The sequence below is a fragment of the Allorhizobium sp. GW101-3B10 genome (genome assembly GCF_059424725.1).
In genome coordinates this window covers 1,089,034-1,106,825 of record NZ_JBWKZR010000001.1, presented here as the reverse complement: position 1 = coordinate 1,106,825, position 17,792 = coordinate 1,089,034, and the positions used below count along the sequence as shown (strand labels likewise).

Below are 17,792 nucleotides of genomic sequence, written 5' to 3'. Positions count from 1 at the left end.
GCTACCAGCTCACGGCGGAGGGCGGCAGCCGCACCGCATTGGTCGAGGATTCTTCGATCCGGCCGTCGCGGAAGGAAAAGACGCGATGGGCGATCTGGCGGATCGCAGCATTGTGGGTGATAATCCCCATGGTCGTGTTGAACTCGGCATTGACGCGGCACAGCACGTCGAGCACGAGCACGCCGGTCTTGGAATCGAGCGCCCCGGTCGGCTCGTCGCAAAGCAGCACGTCCGGCCGCTTGACGATGGCGCGGGCAATCGCCACGCGCTGCTGCTCGCCGCCGGAAAGTTGCGCCGGGAAATGATCCATGCGGTCCTTCAGCCCGACCATTTCCAGCGCCTCGCCGGGGTCCATGGGATTGCTGGCGATTTCCGTGACGAGTGCGACATTCTCATAGGCCGTCAGGCTCGGGATGAGATTGTAGAACTGGAAGACGAAGCCGATATGGTCGCGGCGGAACTGTGTGAGCTGTCGCTCGCTGAAGGCGGTCAGCTCATGGTCGGCGCAGCGAACGCTTCCCGCCGTCGCCCGGTCGAGTCCGCCCATGATGTTGAGCAGGGTCGACTTGCCGCTGCCCGAGGGGCCGAGCAGCACGGCCATCTCGCCGCGCTCGAGGCTCAGATCGACGCCGCGCAGCGCCCAGACCTCGACATCGCCGGTGCGATAGGTCTTTGTCACGCCCTGAACCTGGAAAAGAGGCTCTGCCATCCTGCACCCTTGCTGAACTCGGTCGACGATAGAGTACGGCGCGGGGTCGGGCTTTGACCATTGTCAAAGTGCGCAAGCCCGCAAGCCCTGCTAGCCGGGAACGTCAGGGGATATGTCGATGCGGCCGGCGAGCCGGAATGTGAGGCCGCTCGGTTCGAACGCCATGCGCCCCTCGCCGGAGAAGATCGCCGAGATGATCCGCTCGGTCAGGCGTGAGCCGAAGCCGCGGCGCCCAGGCACCGTCACCGGCGGGCCACCGATCTCGACCCATTCGAAGGACAATGTCCCGTCTTCGCCGACCGACCAGCTGATCTCGATCCGCCCGTCGGGAATCGACAAGGCACCGTATTTGGTCGCGTTGGTCGCCAGTTCGTGAATGGCCAGCGACAGCCCCAGCGCCTGCTGAGCCGTCAGATAGATCGGCACCCCGGAAATCACGAAACGATCGTCGCGATCGCGATGCGGCACGAGCGCCGCCATGACGATTTCCTCGAAGCCCGCGGCCGTCCGCAGCGTGCCGGTGAGAATATCCTGCGCCTTGGACAGGGCGCCGATCCGCGCCGTCACGGTGGCGATCGCATCAGCGATCGATTCCGCCCCGCGCAAGCTCTGTGTCACGATCGATTGCGTCATCGCCAGCGTATTCTTCATGCGATGGGCAAGCTCCTGGTTCAGGAGCTTCAGTTCGCCCTCATGACGCGCGCGCTCGCGAATATGCTCCTGCGCCCGCTCGTAGGCCACCTGCAATGCCTCACGGTCGGCCACCGCCCGGGTGGTCTCGGTCACGATGTTGAGCAGGCCTTCGATGGCGCCGCCATCGCCGCGAAGCGGGCTGTAGGAAAAGGTCCAGTGGGTCAGTTCGGGATAGCCGTTGCGCTGCATGGTGAGCGGCATGTCCTCCATCCAGGTGGCCTCACCCGCCAGCGCGCTGCGAACAAAGGGCAACATGTCGTCCCAGACATCCGCCCAGACCTCCTTGAACGGCCGTCCGAGCGCCTTGCCGGCGCGCTGACCGAGCATCGGCACATAGGCGTCGTTGTAGAACTTCAGCAGCTCGCGACCCCACCAGAAACACATCGGCTGCCGGGACGACAGCACCAGACTGACCGTGGTCTTCAGCGAAATCGGCCAGCCCTCGATCAGTCCGAGGCTGGTGGCGCCCCAGTCGAAGCGCCGGATCTCCTCGCCGCTCGCTCCGCCGCCGGCCAGGAAATCGCCGGACGGAAGGGTCCGGGGGGAAGCAGGCCAGGCCTCGCTCGCATTCGAATACGCCATACAGCCGAAACCCCGATCCAATTGATGCGACTATTTCAGAACGGGACAGGCGTTGCAATTGGCGCTAGACTAAACCTGCAAGGGAACAATGTTCCTTGCCGAAGCCTTTGGTGGATCTCAGCCTGTTGCCCTCGGAGGGACTATGAAGCCCATTTTGTTTGCCGCCGCCCTGCTCGCCGCCCCGCCCCTCGCCCATGCCCAGTCGCCCGGTCTTGGAGACACCTGCGCCCTTGTCGCGCGCAACTTCGAGATGGTCAAGGCGGTCAAGGTGGGCATCGTCCAATCCTTTCCGGAATTGAAACCACCAGGCGTTCGCATGACCTATTCGACGAAGATGGACGCCGCGGAGATGGATATCCGGGATACGATCGAATGCCAGTTCGAAACGGCATCCGCCCCGTTCAAGCTCATCAAGTTCTGCCTCGGCAGCAGCACGTGCTATTCGGCCGACGAGAAGAATGCGGATCGCCTCCGCCGTTTCCAGGAGGCTCAGTCGCTGCTCGCCAAGCCAAACTGAGATGCAACAGTTGCAAACCGCCATCGGCCTTCCGGCCGGTGGCCATGACTGGACGCCCTAGTCGCGCCAGGCGTTCATTTCCTCTTCGGAAAAGATTTTCTTGCGGCTTCGGTTCCATGTCACGCCGCGCTTGGCGATGCGGGCCGGCACGCCGACGATGACGACCCCTTCCTCGTCGAATACCCCGTTCACGAAGGCCATGGCGCCGACAATGCTGTCCGCGGCGATGCTCGCCCCCTTGTTGATGACGGCGCCGACACCCACCCAGACATGATCGCCGATTGTGATCGAAGCGGGCGTATTGAGACGCTTGCCGGTCTGGCGGTCGATCACCGAATGTGCATCGGTCGTGCGGATCTCGATGTCGCGCGAGAGCATGCACCAGCGACCGATCCTGACGCTCGCCCCCTCCTGGCACAGGATGTAGACGCTGTTGCTGGTCGAATGGTCGCCGAACACCACGGTCTGGCCGTGGTCCTTGACGACGATCTTTCCCCGGAAGTGGCAATTGTCGCCGATCACCACGGTGTTCCGCGTGCCCTGGATCTCGATCGAACCGTCGAAACGGGTTCCACTGCCGATCGTGACAGAGTTGCCGGTTCCCCGCTTCACGATGACGTGCCCCTTGAGCGCGGCTGCGCCCTTGTTCTCGAAACTGTTGCCCTCAGGCATGTCGAGCAGAAAGAACCAGCGCGCCCGGATGAAACGGACCACCCGCGAGACATACGACAGCTTCATTTACCCCCTCCCCGACAGCCTTGTCTTCCGGCTCATTCCTCCCGCATGGCGCGGGCGGCATGGTCGGTAATCGGCTTCAGGAGCCAGGACAGCACGTTGCGTTCGCCGGTGCGCACGAAGGCCTCCGCCGGCATGCCGGGAACCAGTTCCAGGCTGGCGTGCCCGGCGACATCCGCCTTGTCGACGGCGATATCGGCCCGGTAAAAGGCCGCGCCGGTGCGCTCGTCGACTTCCAGGTCCGCGGAGATGCGGATCAGCTTGCCGTCGAACTCCGGCGTCGTGTTGCGGTTGAAGGCGGTGAACCGCACGGTGGCCGGCTGCCCGACCAGCAACTGGTCGACATCGTCCGGCCGCACCTGCGCCTGCACCACCAGGTCGGCTTCGCGCGGCACGATCTCCATCAGCGCCTCGGCCGGTGATACGACGCCGCCGGTGGTATGGACCATGAGCTTGTGGACCACGCCGGCGACCGGCGCGCGGATATCGACCCGCTGCAGGTCCTCGATCAGCGCGATCTCTTCGCTGCGCATTTCGCCCTCCCGGGTCTCGAGGTCGCGCAGTTCCGTCGATACCTCAGCCCGCATGGCCTGGTCGATCTGGATCTTCTGCAGGCCGATCTCCTCGATGCGGGCCTTGGTTGCCGCGATCTGCGCCTTGAGCTGGCCGAACTCGCCGTTCAGCCGCACGGCCTCGCGCTTCAGCGCGAGCACCTGGCTGAGCGAGGTCAGGTTCTTGGCATAGAGCGCGTCCTGAGCCACCGCCTCCTCGGCGATGAGGGCAATCTCGTCTTCCTTCGCCTTGACCTGCACGGCGAGCCCTGAGACCTGTTCGTCGAGCTGCGTCACCTGGCCGTCGAGGCGTTCCTTCTGCCCCTGGCGCTCGGCGAGCCGGTCGGCGAAGAGCCGCCGCTCCGCCTGCATGATCGCGTCGCGCGCCTCCGGAGGCAGGCGCTCGACAAGGGCTTGCGGCACGTCGACCTGCCGCGCATCGCCGAGTTCGGCGAGCAGGCGCGCCTTGCGGGCATAGAGCTGGTCAAGCGCCGCCTTGGTCGCGTCGAGCTTGGCGCGGGTCACGGTGTCGTCGAGCTTGATGAGGATCTGCCCCGCCTCGACCGCGCGTCCCTCCGCCACCAGCAATTCGCCGACCACGCCGCCCTTGGGATGCTGGACCTTCTTGACGCTGCCCTCGACCACCAGGAAACCGGAGGCGATGACCGCGCCTGACAGGCTGGTGGTCATGGCCCAGCCGCCGGCTGCGGTGAGGAAGAGTACGGTGGCCAGGAGGCCGGCGACGAGGTGACGGTCGAGCGACAGGCCAAGGACCGTCTGGCGCGAAACGGGCATCATGCCTGGCCCTCGTTCTCGATCACGGTCAGCGCCCGCGGCGACGCAGGCCGCTTGGGTGTCTGCGGCGCCTGACGCGCCTGCGCCAACGCCTTGAGAATTTCGTCGCGCGGTCCGAAAGCCTTGACGGCTCCCTGGTCCATGATCAGCAGACGGTCGAGCACGGCCAGCACGCTGTCGCGATGGGCGACGACGACGGCGATGCCGCCGCGGGCCTTGACGCCGCGCAGCGCCGCGGCCAGCGCCTGCTCGCCCTCGGCGTCGAGGTTGGAATTGGGCTCGTCGAGCACGACGAGGAAGGGATCGCCATAGAGGGCGCGCGCCAGCGCGACACGCTGGCGCTGGCCGGCGGAAAGGGTCTCGCCACCGGCGCCGAGTCGCGTCTCGTAACCGTCGGGCAATCCGACGATCATGTCATGGGCGCCCGCCGCCTTCGCCGCCGCGACGATCGCCGCATGGTCCGCCTCGCGGTCGAGCCGGGCGATGTTCTCGGCGATCGTGCCGGTGAAGAAATCCGACTGCTGCGGCATGTAGCCGACGTGCCGGCTGCGCGCTTCCGCCGACCACTGGTCGAGGCTCGCCCCGTCGAGGCAGACCTTGCCGCGCAGCACCGGCCAGGCGCCGGTGAGCGCCCGCACCAGCGAGGATTTGCCCGACGCGCTCGGGCCGATGATACCGAGCACCGTTCCGGCCTCCAGGCGGAAGCTGACGTTCTGCACTGTGATCCTTTGCGCACCCCCGGGCGGCCCGACATAGACCCCCTCGACGCCGAGGCTGCGGCTCGGGGCCGGAAGCGCCGTGCGCGTCTCCTCCGCCGGAAACGCGGCAAACGCCCGGTTGAGGCGTTTCCACGCTTGCTGCGCCGACAAGAGCCCGCGCCAGTTGGCGACCAGTTGCTCGACCGGCGCCAGCGCCCGGGCGACGATGATCGAGCCGGCGATGATGGCGCCGCCGCTCAGGCTTCCCTCGACCACGAGATAGGCGCCAAGCCCGAGCGAGGCCGACTGCACCACCTGGCGGATCGTCTTGGAAAGACCGGAATAGAGCCCGGCAATGTCGCCGGTTCGGCGCTGCGCCTCCGAAGCGGCGTCGGCCGTTTCGTTCCAGCGGGCGGCAGCGCGCGAATGCATGCCGAGCGCCACGAGGATCTCGGCATTGCGGCTGGCGTCCTCGCCGACCGCATTGCGGTTGGAAAGCTGGGCCGACTGTTCCAAGGTCGGCTTGCGGGTCTGCCAGCTGGCGGCGAAGTTGAGCAGCAGAAGCAGGACCAGCGTGCCCGTCGCCAGCCAGCCGATGGCCGGATGCAGGAAGAAGCAGGCGACCAGATAGACCGGCAGCCACGGCAGGTCGAAGAAGGTGACGGGCCCAGGCCCGGCCAGGAACAGGCGGATCTGGTCGAGATCCTGGGCGGGCCTCAGAATATCGCCGCCGAGCTTCAGTTTCAGCGGCCCGCCGGCGATGACGGCAAAGACCCGCTCGGTCAGGTTGGCATCGACGATGCCGGCGAAGCGCGCGAGGATGCGCGTGCGCAGCACGTCGAGCAGGCCGGAAAAGACGAACAGCAAAAGGGCGAACACGGAAAGGGCAATGAGGGTCGGTACGCTCCTCGACGGGATGACCCGATCATAGACCTGCAGCATGAAGAACGGGCCGGTCAAACCCAGCACGTTGAGCACAAGGCTGATGATGGCCGTACCGATTAGCGCTCGGCGCATGGAAACTCCGTGGTTCAAGGCGGACCGCCACATCCAACGAACCGCCGACCTTAGTCAATCCCATGTTGGTGCGGCAGGCGATTTTTTGCAACATTGGTCGGGGTGCTGGGGATGGTGCGGGTGTTGCGCGTTTTCCGGCAGAGTTCGGGCGTGAACTGGCGGACTTCGCGGCACACGTCTCACAAGCGCTACGGATCACGGTCGAAATGCGCCGAAGGATTAGGCAGCCCGCGCAATTGCGGATATGATCTCTTGGAATATCACGGGAGGCGGCCCCTCAAGAGCCGGTGATTTGATGGGTTTTGCGGATCACGTTAAGGAAATCGAGCGGGTCGGCCAGGGAAGCAACACCGGTCGCGACGCCGTCGTCGTGGAATCCTGGCGGCGTTGCCTGGACACCTACCAGCTCGACCCGGCGCAGGCGCGCGAGGCGGTCATCGTCTCGCAGACGCGGCTTCGCGAACATCGCCAGCAGGCGGAAGACCTCGTGCACATCGCCCGCTCCGGTCTGGAGCGGCTCTACCGCCAGGTTGCCGAACAGAACTATGTGCTCCTGCTCTCCGACCGTCAGGGCGTCACCGTCGAATTCCTCGGCGATCCCTCCTTCAACAACAACCTGCGCAAGGCAGGCCTCTATCTCGGCTCCGAATGGGCCGAGCCTCGCGCCGGCACCTGCGCCGTCGGCGCCTGCATCGCCACCGGCGAGGCGCTGACCATCCACCAGACCGACCATTTCGACATCACCCATACGCCGCTATCCTGCACTGCCGCGCCGATCTACGACACGCAAGGCGCCCTGGCAGCCGTTCTGGACATTTCGCTCCTGAGTTCGCCCATCCTGAAGGCGAGCCAGAACATGGCGCGCCATCTCGTCTCTTCCACGGTGCGGCGCATCGAGCTCGCCAACCTCATGGCCAACAGCCGCCACGATCTGGTGCTGCGCTTTGCCGGCGCCCCAGAGTTCCTCGACGTCGATCCGGAAGCGGCGATTTCCGTCGACGGCGCAGGCCGCATCACCGGCATGACCCATGGCGGCGCGCGCCTTCTTGCGGCCTCGCGCGGGCTCGACTGGCGCAGGCCCGAGCTTCTGATCGCACAACCGGTCACCGACTTCTTCGAAGCGGGGCTCGACGAACTCGCATCCCTCACCCGCGCCAGCCTGCCGCAGGATCGGCGGATCGCCGTGCGCGACGGGTCGACCCTCTTTGCCCATGCCATCGAGCCGCAGCAGCGCACGGTGAGCGCGCCGGTTGCGCGTCCGTCCCGCCAACCGCCGGCAATGAGCAGTCTGGGCGGCAACGTTCCGACCGTCGACGAACTGAGGCGCAAGGTGACGAAACTCGCACCGAGCCAGCTGCCGATCCTCATCCAAGGCGAGACCGGGACCGGCAAGGAATACCTGGCCCGCATCGTCCACACCGTGAGCGGGCTTTCCGGCCGCTTCGTTGCGGTCAATTGCGCAGCCATTCCCGAACAGCTGATTGAGAGTGAATTGTTTGGCCATGCGCCGGGAGCCTTTACCGGCGCGCTCGCCAAGGGGCGCAAAGGGCTGGTCGAGGAGGCGCAGGGCGGAACCCTGTTCCTCGACGAGATCGGCGATATGCCCTACGCCGCGCAAAGTCGGCTGCTCCGGGTTCTGGCCGAAGGCGAAGTCCTGCCCGTGGGCGGCTCGGTACCCCGCAGGGTCGATTTCCGTGTGCTTTCGGCGTCGCACCGGTCGCTAAACGACATGGTTGCGGCGGGTACGTTCCGCGAAGACCTCTATTACCGACTGAACGCCGCTGCACTTTCGCTGCCGCCGCTCTGCGAGCGCGAGGACCTGCCCTGGCTGCTCGAACGACTGCTCGATAAGCATGGCACGGAGGGCCGGCCTCTCAGGCTCTCCAGCGCTGCCAGACTGCTGATCCTCAACTATGCCTGGCCGGGCAATATCCGCGAGCTGGACAATGCCATCGCCTTTGCCTCGGCGCTCTGTGATGAAGGTCTTGTCGAGGTGGCGGACCTGCCGGACCAGCTGACGGGCATGACGTCGAGCCTCGGCGACGACAGCCATCAAGCCGACCTCAGGGCAGTGCTTATGGCCTGCAAGGGCAATGTATCCGAAGCCGCCCGGCGGCTCGGAATCGATCGCACGACCATGCATCGCCGCATGAGACGGCTCGGCATAGACCGTCCACATTGAGCGTCACACTGCGGCATACGCCACAGCTGTTGCGCCACAGCTGTGGCATGCCGCGCCGCTGCCGGCACGAAAAGCCGAAGCATTTCAGTCCTCAGCGCCGGTGCGTGCCGCTGGCATGGGCATTGCTCCTCTCCTGCTGTCAAAGGCAGCCTATGGAGGAAACATGCGCGCACTCAGATTTCACGCAGCCAAGGACTTGCGGCTCGACGAGATCCCCGAGCCGAAGCAGCCGGGGCCGGGACAGGTTCTCGTGCGCAACCGCTTCGTCGGTATCTGCGGCACAGATCTTCACGAATACAGCTACGGCCCGATCTTCATCCCCAAGGAGCCGCATCCCTTCACCGGCGCGCATGGCCCCCAAGTCCTCGGCCATGAATTCGGCGGCGTGGTCGAGGCCATCGGCGAAGGCGTGACGTCCGTCGCCGTCGGCGACCGCGTCTCGATCCAGCCGCTCGTCATGCCGCGATCGGGCGACTATTTCGCCGATCGCGGTCTTTTCCATCTCAGCACGCAACTGGCGCTGGTGGGCCTCAGCTGGGATGGCGGCGGCATGGCGGAAGCCGCCATCGTCAACGAATACAATGTCCAGAAGATTCCCGACGAGATGACCGACGAAGAGGCCGCACTCGTCGAACCGACGGCCGTCGCCGTCTATGCCTGCGACCGCGGCGGCGTCACCGCCGGCAACAGCGTTCTGGTGACGGGCGCCGGGCCGATCGGCATGCTGACCCTCCTTGCCGCCCGCGCGGCCGGCGCGTCCCAGCTCTTCGTCTCCGATCTCAACGATGCCCGGCTGGAGCTGGCCACGAGCGTGCTGCCCGACGTCATCACGATCAACCCGAAGCGCGACAATGTCGGCGATGTCGTCCGCGCGCAGACGGAGGGACAGGTCGGTTGCGACGTGGCGATTGAATGCGTGGGCAACGAACACGCGCTCAAGGCCTGCGTCGATGCGGTACGCAAACAGGGCGTGGTCGTCCAGACCGGATTGCACCCGCACGAAAACCCGATCGACTGGTTCCAGGTCACGTTCCGCGACCTCGAGGTCAAGGGCTCCTGGGCCTATCCGACGCACTACTGGCCGCGCGTCATCCGTCTGATCGCCTCGGGCCTACTGCCGGCGACCAAGATCGTCACCAAGCGCATCACGCTCGACACGGCGGTGAAGGAGGGCTTCGACGTCCTGCTCGATCCGGCCGGCACCCATCTGAAGATCCTGATCGATCTTTCGAAATAAGCATCTCTGCCGACGCCTGTTCCGGGAGAGGAGCCCGGCCGGCGGAGGCTTTGACGCTTTGCGGAACGCCCCATACGGGCGTTCCATGACCACCCCCAAGCATCCATGGAGGAGAAAAAATGCTTGATATCAGCCCCGGAACCAAGATCGACACGATGCTTTCAAAGCTCGGGCAGGCGCTGGAAAGCGGCGACATCGACGCCGCCGTCAACCTGTTTCAGGCCGATTGCTACTGGCGCGACCTGGTGACATTCACCTGGAACCTGAAGACGCTGGAAGGCCATGAGCAGATCCGCGACATGCTGACCAGCCAGCTTGCCGCCGCCAGGCCCTCGAACTTCGTGCAGGACACGAAGGAGGCCGCCTCGGAGGCCGGCGGCGTCACCGACGGCTGGTTCGAATTCGAGACCGGCGTCGCTCGCGGCTATGGCCATATCCGCCTCAAGGAAGGGCTGATCTGGACCCTGCTCACCACCATGACGGAGCTGAAGGGCCATGAGGAGCCCAAGGGTTTTCGCCGTCCGATGGGGGCCGAACACGGCCATGACCGGGAGCGCAAGACCTGGAAGGAAAAGCGCGAGATTGAGGCCGCCGAACTCGGCTATTCGGTCCAGCCCGAGGTCGTCATCATAGGCGGCGGTCAGGGCGGCATCGCGCTCGGCGCGCGCCTTCGCCAGCTCGGCGTGCCGACGATCATCATCGAGAAGAACGAACGGCCCGGCGACAGCTGGCGCAAACGCTACAAGTCCCTCTGCCTGCACGATCCCGTCTGGTACGATCACCTGCCCTACATCCCCTTCCCGGAGAACTGGCCGGTCTTCACGCCCAAGGACAAGGTCGGCGACTGGCTGGAAATGTACACCAAGGTCATGGAGCTGAACTACTGGGGCTCCACCACGGCCAAGTCGGCACAGTATGACGAAAAGACCGGCGAATGGACGGTTGTCGTCGAGCGGGACGGCAAGGAAGTGGTGCTGCGGCCGAAGCAACTGGTGCTGGCGACCGGCATGTCCGGGAAGGCCAATGTGCCGAAATTCGAGGGCCAGGAGATCTTCAAGGGCGAGCAGCAACACTCCTCGCAGCATCCCGGCCCGGACGCCTATGCCGGCAAGAAGGTCGTGGTGATCGGCTCCAACAACTCCGCCCACGATATCTGCGCGGCGCTCTGGGAGGCCGGCGCCGATGTCACCATGCTGCAGCGCTCCTCCACCCATATCGTCAAATCCGATTCGCTGATGGAGATCGGTCTCGGCGATCTCTATTCCGAGCGGGCGGTCCAGGGTGGCATGACGACGCGCAAGGCCGATCTCATCTTCGCCTCCCTGCCCTATCGGATCATGCATGAGTTCCAGATCCCGATTTACGACAAGATCCGTGAAAAGGACGCGGACTTCTATGCGGCGCTCGAAAAGGCCGGGTTCATGCTGGACTTCGGCGACGACGATTCCGGTCTCTTCATGAAATATCTGCGCCGCGGTTCGGGCTATTACATCGATGTCGGAGCCTGCGACCTCGTCATCGACGGCTCGATCAAGCTGAAGTCCGGCGTCGACGTGTCCCACCTGACGGAAAACGCGGTGGTGCTCAAGGACGGGACGGAACTGCCCGCCGACCTCGTGGTCTACGCCACCGGCTATGGCTCGATGAACGGCTGGGCCGCCGATCTGATCTCGCGCGAAGTGGCCGACAAGGTCGGAAAATGCTGGGGTCTCGGCTCCAACACGACCAAGGACCCGGGTCCCTGGGAGGGCGAGCAGCGCAACATGTGGAAACCGACGCAGCAGGAGGCGCTGTGGTTCCACGGCGGTAACCTGCACCAGTCGCGCCACTATTCGCAATATCTGTCGCTTCAGCTGAAAGCCCGCCAGGTCGGCATCGACACGCCGATCTATGGAATGACCAAACCGCAACACCTGTCGTAAGACCCATCAGGGCGCCGGCCACGCCGGCGCCCTTGCTGTGGGCTCAGAAGGCATCTGAGCTCCACATTAGCCAAGTCACAAGACGAGACAAACGTTAGAAACAACTACACTCAAGCCCAAAGTCCTTCGCGCTACTTCCCTTCCACGACGCCTCGGCCTCGATCTCGACCTCGTAGTCGCCGATCAGGGCGCCGGCTTCGATCAGGGTGTTGGCGGGCAGGATCTCGGAAAATAAGCGGCGGTGAGCGCGGGACACGGGCTCCCATTGCGCGGCATCCTTGAGGTAGATGCGGGTGCGCACGACATCCTACATGCTCCCGCCGAGCGCCGGGCACGGCGGCTCATGGAATGAACCAGATTGGGGTGCCTGAGGAATGAGGCCCAATCCATGCTGGTGAACTGCGAGCTCTGATCCGAGTGGACCAGCACCTGATCCTTCAGCTTGCGTCGCCACACCGCCATGAGCGGAGCCTGCAGCACGACGTCGGTTGCTTGGCGGCTCTGCATCGCTCAGCCGATCACCCGGCGGGAATAGAGATCGATGACGACGGCCAGATAGGCAAACCCCTCGCAGGTCCGGACGTAGGTGATATCCGTCACCCAGGCTCTGTCCCGAGTCTCGACGTCGAACTGCCGGTCGAGCGTATTGTCGACAACGACGGAGGGGCGGCCGCCATATTGGCCGGGACGGCACTTGTAGCCGATCTGCACCTTGATCCCGGCAAGGCGGGTTAAACGTGCAATCCTTTTCGGGCAGCATGTCTCGCCTTGGTCGAGAAGGTCGTCGTGAAGCTCTTCTGCTCATAGAGCGAATGCTGGCTGCCCCCCACCCGCTGCGAAACCTCCGCTGCCGGGTAGCCACGCTCGGTGATCTGCCGCACCGCGTCGCGCTTGAACTCTTCCGTGAAGTTGCCTTTGCCCATGAAGGCCTCCTTGCCTCAGTTCTAGGAAAGAAGGTGTCTACAAATCCAGGGGCTATTCATTCGCAACGATTTTTGGCTCTGTCAAAGGAATGCTCGAGGTCTTAGGGCAGAGGTATGCGACGTTGAAAACTATGGATCTGGTCCTCCCGTTGCTGAAAGAGGCCGCCGCTATTCTGAGCAAAAGCAACAGGAAAGACTAGCCGGCCCCGCAGTAATTCGGCAGGACGCGCTTCTGGATCAAATGCGGTAGTTCTACTTTTTTACCGGCAGTCCAGCGTTCCCGTTCCGAGGAACAAAGCCAACACCAAAACCGAATAACCGCCTGACCTGAGACCCTGAACTTCCTCCAGAATTTGGTAGAGTCCGTCACATCAAGGAGACGGACGAATGAAGCGTTCACGGTTCACGGAAGAACAGATCATCGGAATATTGAAGGAGCAGGAGGCGGGCGCGAAGACAGTCGATGTCTGCCGCAGGCACGGCATCTCGGATGCAACCTTCTACAAATACAAGGCGAAGTACGGCGGCATGGACGTGTCCGATGCCCGCAAGCTGAAGGCGCTCGAGGACGAGAACGCCAAGCTGAAGAAGCTGCTCGCCGAGGCCATGCTGGACAATGCGATCCTGAAGGATGTCGCTGCAAAAAAATGGTGACGCCCGATGTGAAGCGGAATGCGGTGGCTCACGTCTGTGCGCAGCACGGGGTGAGCCAGCGTCGGGCGTGCGAGGTTCTATCGGTGGATCGTTCGAGCATGCGATATCGGAGCGTGCGGCCGGACGATGCGTCCATCCGCGAGGCGATGAAGAAGGTGGCGTCCGAGCGTCGTCGCTTCGGCTATCGCCGTATCCACGTGATGCTCGACCGGCAGGGGATCGTCATGAACCTGAAGAAGCTTCGACGTCTCTATCGGGAGGAGAAGCTGACGGTGCGCAAGCGCGGCGGCCGAAAGCGGGCCTTGGGGACGAGACGTCCTTTGGCTCTGCCGTCGCGTCCGGGCGAGCGCTGGAGCCTGGACTTCGTCAGCGATGCCTTCACCGACGGCCGCCGGTTCCGTGTTCTGGCGGTGGTCGACGACTTCACCCGTGAATGCCTGTGCCTGGTCGCCGACACATCCCTGTCGGGGGCACGGCTTGCCCGCGAACTGGATAGTCTCATCGCCAGACGGGGAAAGCCGAGGACGATTGTCTCGGACAACGGCACGGAGATGACCAGTATGGCCATCCTCAAATGGTGCCAGGAAGCAAAGGTCGAATGGCACTACATCGCCCCAGGCAAGCCGATGCAGAACGGCTTCGTCGAAAGCTTCAACGGCAGCTTCCGTGACGAGTGCCTCAACGAGACCCTGTTCTCGTCGCTCACTCAGGCCCGAGCCGCCATCAACGCATGGAAGGAGGATTACAACAGGAGCAGACCCCACTCGTCGCTGGGCAATATCACCCCCAGCGAGTTCGCAATGAAAATGGCTATGGAAAAACAGGCCGCATGAGGCCAGATTAAAAACCCAAGACTCTCCCGAAAACTGGAGGGAAAGTGGGTCTCAGGTCATATTCACCGTACAGCGCCTTGAACCAAGGTGGCAAAATAGCCAAAATAGCCAAATTAGCTTCGATTCGAACTGAGGTTGCGCATGCAAACAATGTCGGCGAAGGATGCGAAAGATGGCTTTGGCCGTCTCATCGACCTTGCGCGAATGGAGCCCGTAACCGTTGAGAAACACGGGCGTCCTGTCGTCGTTGTGATGGCCGTTGAGGAATATGAGCGATTGCGCGATAGCGCCAGTAGTCCCGCAACCTCAGTGAAGCCGCTCACCGCCGAGCCGCGCAATGGAATGAGTAAAGCATGAGTAACGGGGATCTAACCTGGATCACGAACTTCATTTGGGGCATCGCCGATGATGCTCTGCGCGATCTTTATGTTCGGGGCAAATACCGCGACGTGATCCTGCCCATGATGGTGCTCCGCCGCCTCGATGCTGTCTTGGAACCGACCAAGGCCGCCGTCCTTTCGATGAAGGAGAACCTGGACAAGGCTGGCATCACCAATCAGGACGCTGCACTTCGTCAGGCGGCGGGACAGGCATTCTACAACACATCGCGATTCAGCATGCGCGATCTTCGCAATCGCGCGTCTCAATCGCAGTTAAAGGCTGATTTCGAGGCCTTCCTCGATGGCTTCTCGCCGAATGTCCAGGAGATCCTCGACAATTTCGAGTTCCGCAACCAGATCCCTAAGCTCTCCAAGGCTGACGTGCTCGGTACGTTGATCGAGAAGTTCCTCGACAACGCGATCAATCTCGGCCCGAAGCCTGTGCTGAACGGCGACGGATCGGTGAAGCATCCCGGCCTGGACAACCATGCCATGGGCACGATGTTCGAGGAACTTGTCCGCAAGTTCAACGAAGACAACAACGAAGAAGCGGGGCAACATTGGACACCGCGCGACGCCGTGAAACTCATGGCGAAACTGCTCTTCGTGCCGATCGCGGATGACATTCAATCCGGCACCTACCTGCTCTACGACGGCGCATGCGGTACCGGGGGCATGCTGACGGTCGCGGAAGAGACGCTGAACGAACTTGCCGAAGCGCACGGCAAGCAGGTTTCCACGCACCTGTTCGGTCAGGAGATCAATGGCGAGACTTATGCCATCGCCAAGGCTGACCTGCTGCTCAAGGGCGAAGGCGAAGAGGCGGATAACATCATCGGCGGACCGGAATGGTCAACGCTCGCGAACGACGCCTTCCCATCGAAAGAGTTCGACTTCATGTTGTCGAACCCGCCCTACGGAAAGAGTTGGAAATCTGACCAGGAGCGTATGGGCGGCAAGTCCGGGATTCGCGATCCGCGCTTTGTGATCGAGCATGCGGGTAATCCAGAATACAGCCTCCTGACGCGCTCCAGCGACGGACAGATGCTGTTCCTGGCCAACATGCTGTCCAAGATGAAGCACAACACACCGCTTGGGAGCCGTATCGCCTCGGTTCATAACGGCTCGTCGCTTTTCACGGGCGATGCGGGCTCCGGCGAAAGCAATGTGCGGCGCTGGATCATCGAGAACGACTGGCTTGAGGCCATCGTGGCCCTGCCGCTCAATATGTTCTATAACACGGGCATCGCAACGTATGTCTGGGTTCTGTCGAACCGGAAGCCAGGCCACAGGCGCGGTAAGGTGCAGTTAATCGACGCCACCACGTGGTCCAGCCCACTTCGCAAGAACCTGGGCAAGAAGAACTGTGAACTCTCGGAACCTGATGTCGACCGTATCCTCCAGACTTTTCTTGCCTTCGAACCGAACGAGCATTCGCGCATCTTCGACAATGCCGAATTCGGCTATTCGAAGGTCACCGTGGAGCGTCCCCTTCTGGCACGGGGCATCGATGCCAACCGCGCCTATGCGCCCAAGGAGATCAAGGTGCTGAAGGAAGAAGGTCGGATTGCCGAGGATGGCGTGCCAGTCATTCGTCGTATTCACAAACCGGGCAAGGTCGAGGCCGATCCATTGCGCGGGCTGTTCCCGCGCACGATTGACGGCAAGCGTTGTGTCGTCGAATACGAACCCGACAGCGACCTGCGCGACACCGAGACGGTGCCATTCAAAGAACCCGGAGGAACCGAAGCCTTCATTCGCCGCGAGGTGCTGCCGCACGCGCCCGATGCCTGGATAGATGAAGCCAAGACCACAATCGGCTACGAAATCAGCTTCACCCGCTACTTCTACAAGCCGCAGCCGCTGCGGACACTCGACGCCATCCGCGCCGACATTCTGGCGCTGGAGCGCGAAACGGATGGCCTGATGGCCGAAATCATCGGTGCGGCGCGATGATTGATGGCTTGCGCCCATATTCCGAGACAAAGCCGAGTGGCCTGCCGTGGCTCGGAGAAATGCCGGCGCATTGGGATGTTCGGCGCAACGGTCGTCTGTTCGGATCAAGGCGGGAAACCGGGTTCCCTGACCTGCCCGTGCTCGAAGTGTCGCTTCGGAGCGGAGTTAGGGTTCGCGACTTCGAAAACGGCACGCGCAAGCAGGAGATGGGCGACCGCTCAAAATATCAGCGCGCGGTTCGTGGCGACATCGCCTACAACATGATGCGCATGTGGCAAGGTGCCGTTGGTGTTGCGCCCGTCGATGGGCTTGTCAGCCCGGCCTACGTGGTTGCTCGTCCATTCGAGGAAACTGACGCTGCCTATTACGCCTACCTATTCCGCACATCAGCCTACATGCGCGAGGTCGATACCTTTTCTCGGGGCATAGTTCCGGATCGCAACCGGCTCTATTGGGAGGCTTTCAAGCAGATACCTTCGGTCTACCCGCCATTCGAAGAACAGCGGCTAATCGCACGGTTGCTGGATTGGCATGGAGCGCAGACGGCAAAGCAGATCCGCGCGAAGAAGAAGATCATCGCACTTCTGAACGAGCAGAAACAGGCAATTATCCACCGCGCAGTCACCCGCGGCCTCGATCCGAACGTCCGCCTCAAGCCCTCAGGAATTGCATGGCTTGGTGACGTACCCGAGGGGTGGGACGTGGTTCCATTGAAGCGCTTGGCTTCATTCAAGAGCGGTGCGGGTTTCCCTGTCAGTGAACAAGGCGGTAAAGATCTCGACATCCCCTTTCTCAAAGTTTCTGATATGAACCTGGCAGGAAACGAGAGATACATAGAAGCGTGGAACAACTCGATATCACGGCAAACTGCGCGGGTGCTCGGGGCATATATCTTTCCAAGAAATACCATTATCTTTCCGAAAGTCGGCGGAGCTATGCTGACGAACAAGCGCCGCATACTTAAGCGAGAAAGCTGTATAGACAATAATATTATGGGCTGCACTGTCAGAAGTGGCATCATACCGTATGTTTTTTTGACTCTTGAGCAAATTGATTTCGGGAAGGTTTCGAAACCTGGCCCCGTCCCCGCAATTGGTGAAGGGGAGGTTCGTGAAATTCGAGTCGCCCTTCCTCAGATCGAGGAACAGCAAAAGATTCTGGAATGGCTGGACTCCGAGACGCGCAGCATCGACCAGGCCGTTAATTTTGCCTATTCCGAAATAGCCCTCATCCAAGAGTTCCGCACCCGCCTTATCGCTGATGTTGTCACTGGGAAGCTGGACGTCCGCTCTGCCGCGACCAGTCTGCCCGAAGCGGTCGAGTATGAAGCCATCGTCGAACTTGCCGAGGACGACGAGTTCGAAGAAGCTGCTAATGAGCTAGAGAACGAGGAGGTCGCCGCCTGAAA

Annotated in this window: 15 protein-coding genes and 1 pseudogene; 8 read left to right on the top strand and 8 right to left on the bottom strand. The window is 62.7% G+C overall.

Translation table 11 applies throughout. The features are described 5' to 3' along the window. Nucleotide 1 precedes the first annotated feature (1 nt). Entirely contained in the window at nt 2-709 is a 708-nt protein-coding gene (locus AC07Y0_RS05255; protein ID WP_498675189.1) for an ABC transporter ATP-binding protein, read from the bottom strand. A 90-nt stretch (nt 710-799) separates the two neighbouring features. Continuing rightward, on the bottom strand, nt 800-1,984 hold the full coding sequence (locus AC07Y0_RS05250; RefSeq protein ID WP_498675187.1) for a PAS domain-containing HWE histidine kinase family protein: 1,185 nt from the start codon (nt 1,982-1,984) through the stop codon (nt 800-802). Between the two features lie 142 nt (nt 1,985-2,126). Here AC07Y0_RS05250 and AC07Y0_RS05245 point away from each other — a divergent pair, with 142 nt between their 5' ends. Next, complete coding sequence (locus tag AC07Y0_RS05245; RefSeq protein WP_498675186.1) at nt 2,127-2,501, top strand: hypothetical protein; 375 nt, start codon at nt 2,127-2,129, stop codon at nt 2,499-2,501. A 57-nt stretch (nt 2,502-2,558) separates the two neighbouring features. Here the strand turns inward: AC07Y0_RS05245 and AC07Y0_RS05240 are convergent, their stop codons facing one another. From AC07Y0_RS05240 to AC07Y0_RS05230, 3 genes are read right to left on the bottom strand one after another with little or no spacing between them, the layout of a single operon-like run. Beyond that, complete coding sequence (locus tag AC07Y0_RS05240; protein ID WP_498675183.1) at nt 2,559-3,239, bottom strand: acyltransferase; 681 nt, start codon at nt 3,237-3,239, stop codon at nt 2,559-2,561. A gap of 32 nt (nt 3,240-3,271) precedes the next feature. Further along, nucleotides 3,272-4,585, bottom strand: coding sequence for an HlyD family type I secretion periplasmic adaptor subunit (locus tag AC07Y0_RS05235; protein WP_498675182.1), 1,314 nt, complete (start codon nt 4,583-4,585; stop codon nt 3,272-3,274). Then, nucleotides 4,582-6,297 (bottom strand): type I secretion system permease/ATPase, encoded by a 1,716-nt coding sequence (locus AC07Y0_RS05230; protein WP_498675180.1) that lies wholly within the window; start codon nt 6,295-6,297, stop codon nt 4,582-4,584. Before AC07Y0_RS05230 ends, AC07Y0_RS05235 begins: the two co-directional genes overlap by 4 nt. A 295-nt stretch (nt 6,298-6,592) precedes the next feature. On the opposite strand from AC07Y0_RS05230, the gene AC07Y0_RS05225 reads away from it, so the two are divergent. From AC07Y0_RS05225 to AC07Y0_RS05215, 3 genes are all read left to right on the top strand, one after another. Then, nucleotides 6,593-8,479, top strand: coding sequence for a sigma-54-dependent Fis family transcriptional regulator (locus tag AC07Y0_RS05225; protein WP_498675179.1), 1,887 nt, complete (start codon nt 6,593-6,595; stop codon nt 8,477-8,479). Nucleotides 8,480-8,642: 163 nt separating this feature from the next. Beyond that, the gene (locus tag AC07Y0_RS05220; protein ID WP_498675178.1) at nt 8,643-9,716 is read left to right on the top strand and encodes a 2,3-butanediol dehydrogenase; all 1,074 of its coding nucleotides are present in this window, start codon (nt 8,643-8,645) and stop codon (nt 9,714-9,716) included. A gap of 119 nt (nt 9,717-9,835) precedes the next feature. Next, the gene (locus AC07Y0_RS05215; RefSeq protein WP_498675176.1) at nt 9,836-11,638 is read left to right on the top strand and encodes an NAD(P)/FAD-dependent oxidoreductase; all 1,803 of its coding nucleotides are present in this window, start codon (nt 9,836-9,838) and stop codon (nt 11,636-11,638) included. A 94-nt stretch (nt 11,639-11,732) separates the two neighbouring features. Here the strand turns inward: AC07Y0_RS05215 and AC07Y0_RS05210 are convergent, their stop codons facing one another. The 3 genes and pseudogenes from AC07Y0_RS05210 to AC07Y0_RS05200 all read right to left on the bottom strand — a co-directional run bounded on the left by AC07Y0_RS05210 (nt 11,733) and on the right by AC07Y0_RS05200 (nt 12,561). Beyond that, a complete protein-coding gene (locus tag AC07Y0_RS05210) occupies nt 11,733-11,939 on the bottom strand; it encodes a Rid family hydrolase (protein WP_498675174.1) in 207 nt (68 codons plus the stop codon). A 32-nt stretch (nt 11,940-11,971) separates the two neighbouring features. After that, nucleotides 11,972-12,433, bottom strand: a pseudogene (locus AC07Y0_RS05205) (DDE-type integrase/transposase/recombinase); the annotation flags it as partial. Continuing rightward, on the bottom strand, nt 12,370-12,561 hold the full coding sequence (locus AC07Y0_RS05200) for a transposase (protein ID WP_498675172.1): 192 nt from the start codon (nt 12,559-12,561) through the stop codon (nt 12,370-12,372). The pseudogene AC07Y0_RS05205 and the gene AC07Y0_RS05200, both read right to left, overlap by 64 nt. A 387-nt stretch (nt 12,562-12,948) precedes the next feature. On the opposite strand from AC07Y0_RS05200, the gene AC07Y0_RS05195 reads away from it, so the two are divergent. The 4 genes from AC07Y0_RS05195 to AC07Y0_RS05180 all read left to right on the top strand — a co-directional run bounded on the left by AC07Y0_RS05195 (nt 12,949) and on the right by AC07Y0_RS05180 (nt 17,790). Then, nucleotides 12,949-14,048 (top strand): IS3 family transposase gene (locus AC07Y0_RS05195; RefSeq protein ID WP_498675171.1). Its coding sequence is split into 2 segments (ribosomal slippage): nt 12,949-13,201 and nt 13,201-14,048, totalling 1,101 coding nucleotides; the frame shifts between segments, so codons are not numbered across the junction. 141 nt (nt 14,049-14,189) lie between these two features. After that, nucleotides 14,190-14,405, top strand: coding sequence for a type II toxin-antitoxin system Phd/YefM family antitoxin (locus AC07Y0_RS05190; protein WP_498675169.1), 216 nt, complete (start codon nt 14,190-14,192; stop codon nt 14,403-14,405). Further along, nucleotides 14,402-16,384, top strand: a complete 1,983-nt coding sequence (locus tag AC07Y0_RS05185) for a type I restriction-modification system subunit M (RefSeq protein ID WP_498675166.1) — start codon at nt 14,402-14,404, stop codon at nt 16,382-16,384. The genes AC07Y0_RS05190 and AC07Y0_RS05185 overlap by 4 nt, the downstream gene beginning before the upstream one ends. Next, on the top strand, nt 16,381-17,790 hold the full coding sequence (locus tag AC07Y0_RS05180; RefSeq protein WP_498675163.1) for a restriction endonuclease subunit S: 1,410 nt from the start codon (nt 16,381-16,383) through the stop codon (nt 17,788-17,790). Before AC07Y0_RS05185 ends, AC07Y0_RS05180 begins: the two co-directional genes overlap by 4 nt. The last annotated feature ends 2 nt before the right edge of the window (nt 17,791-17,792 follow it).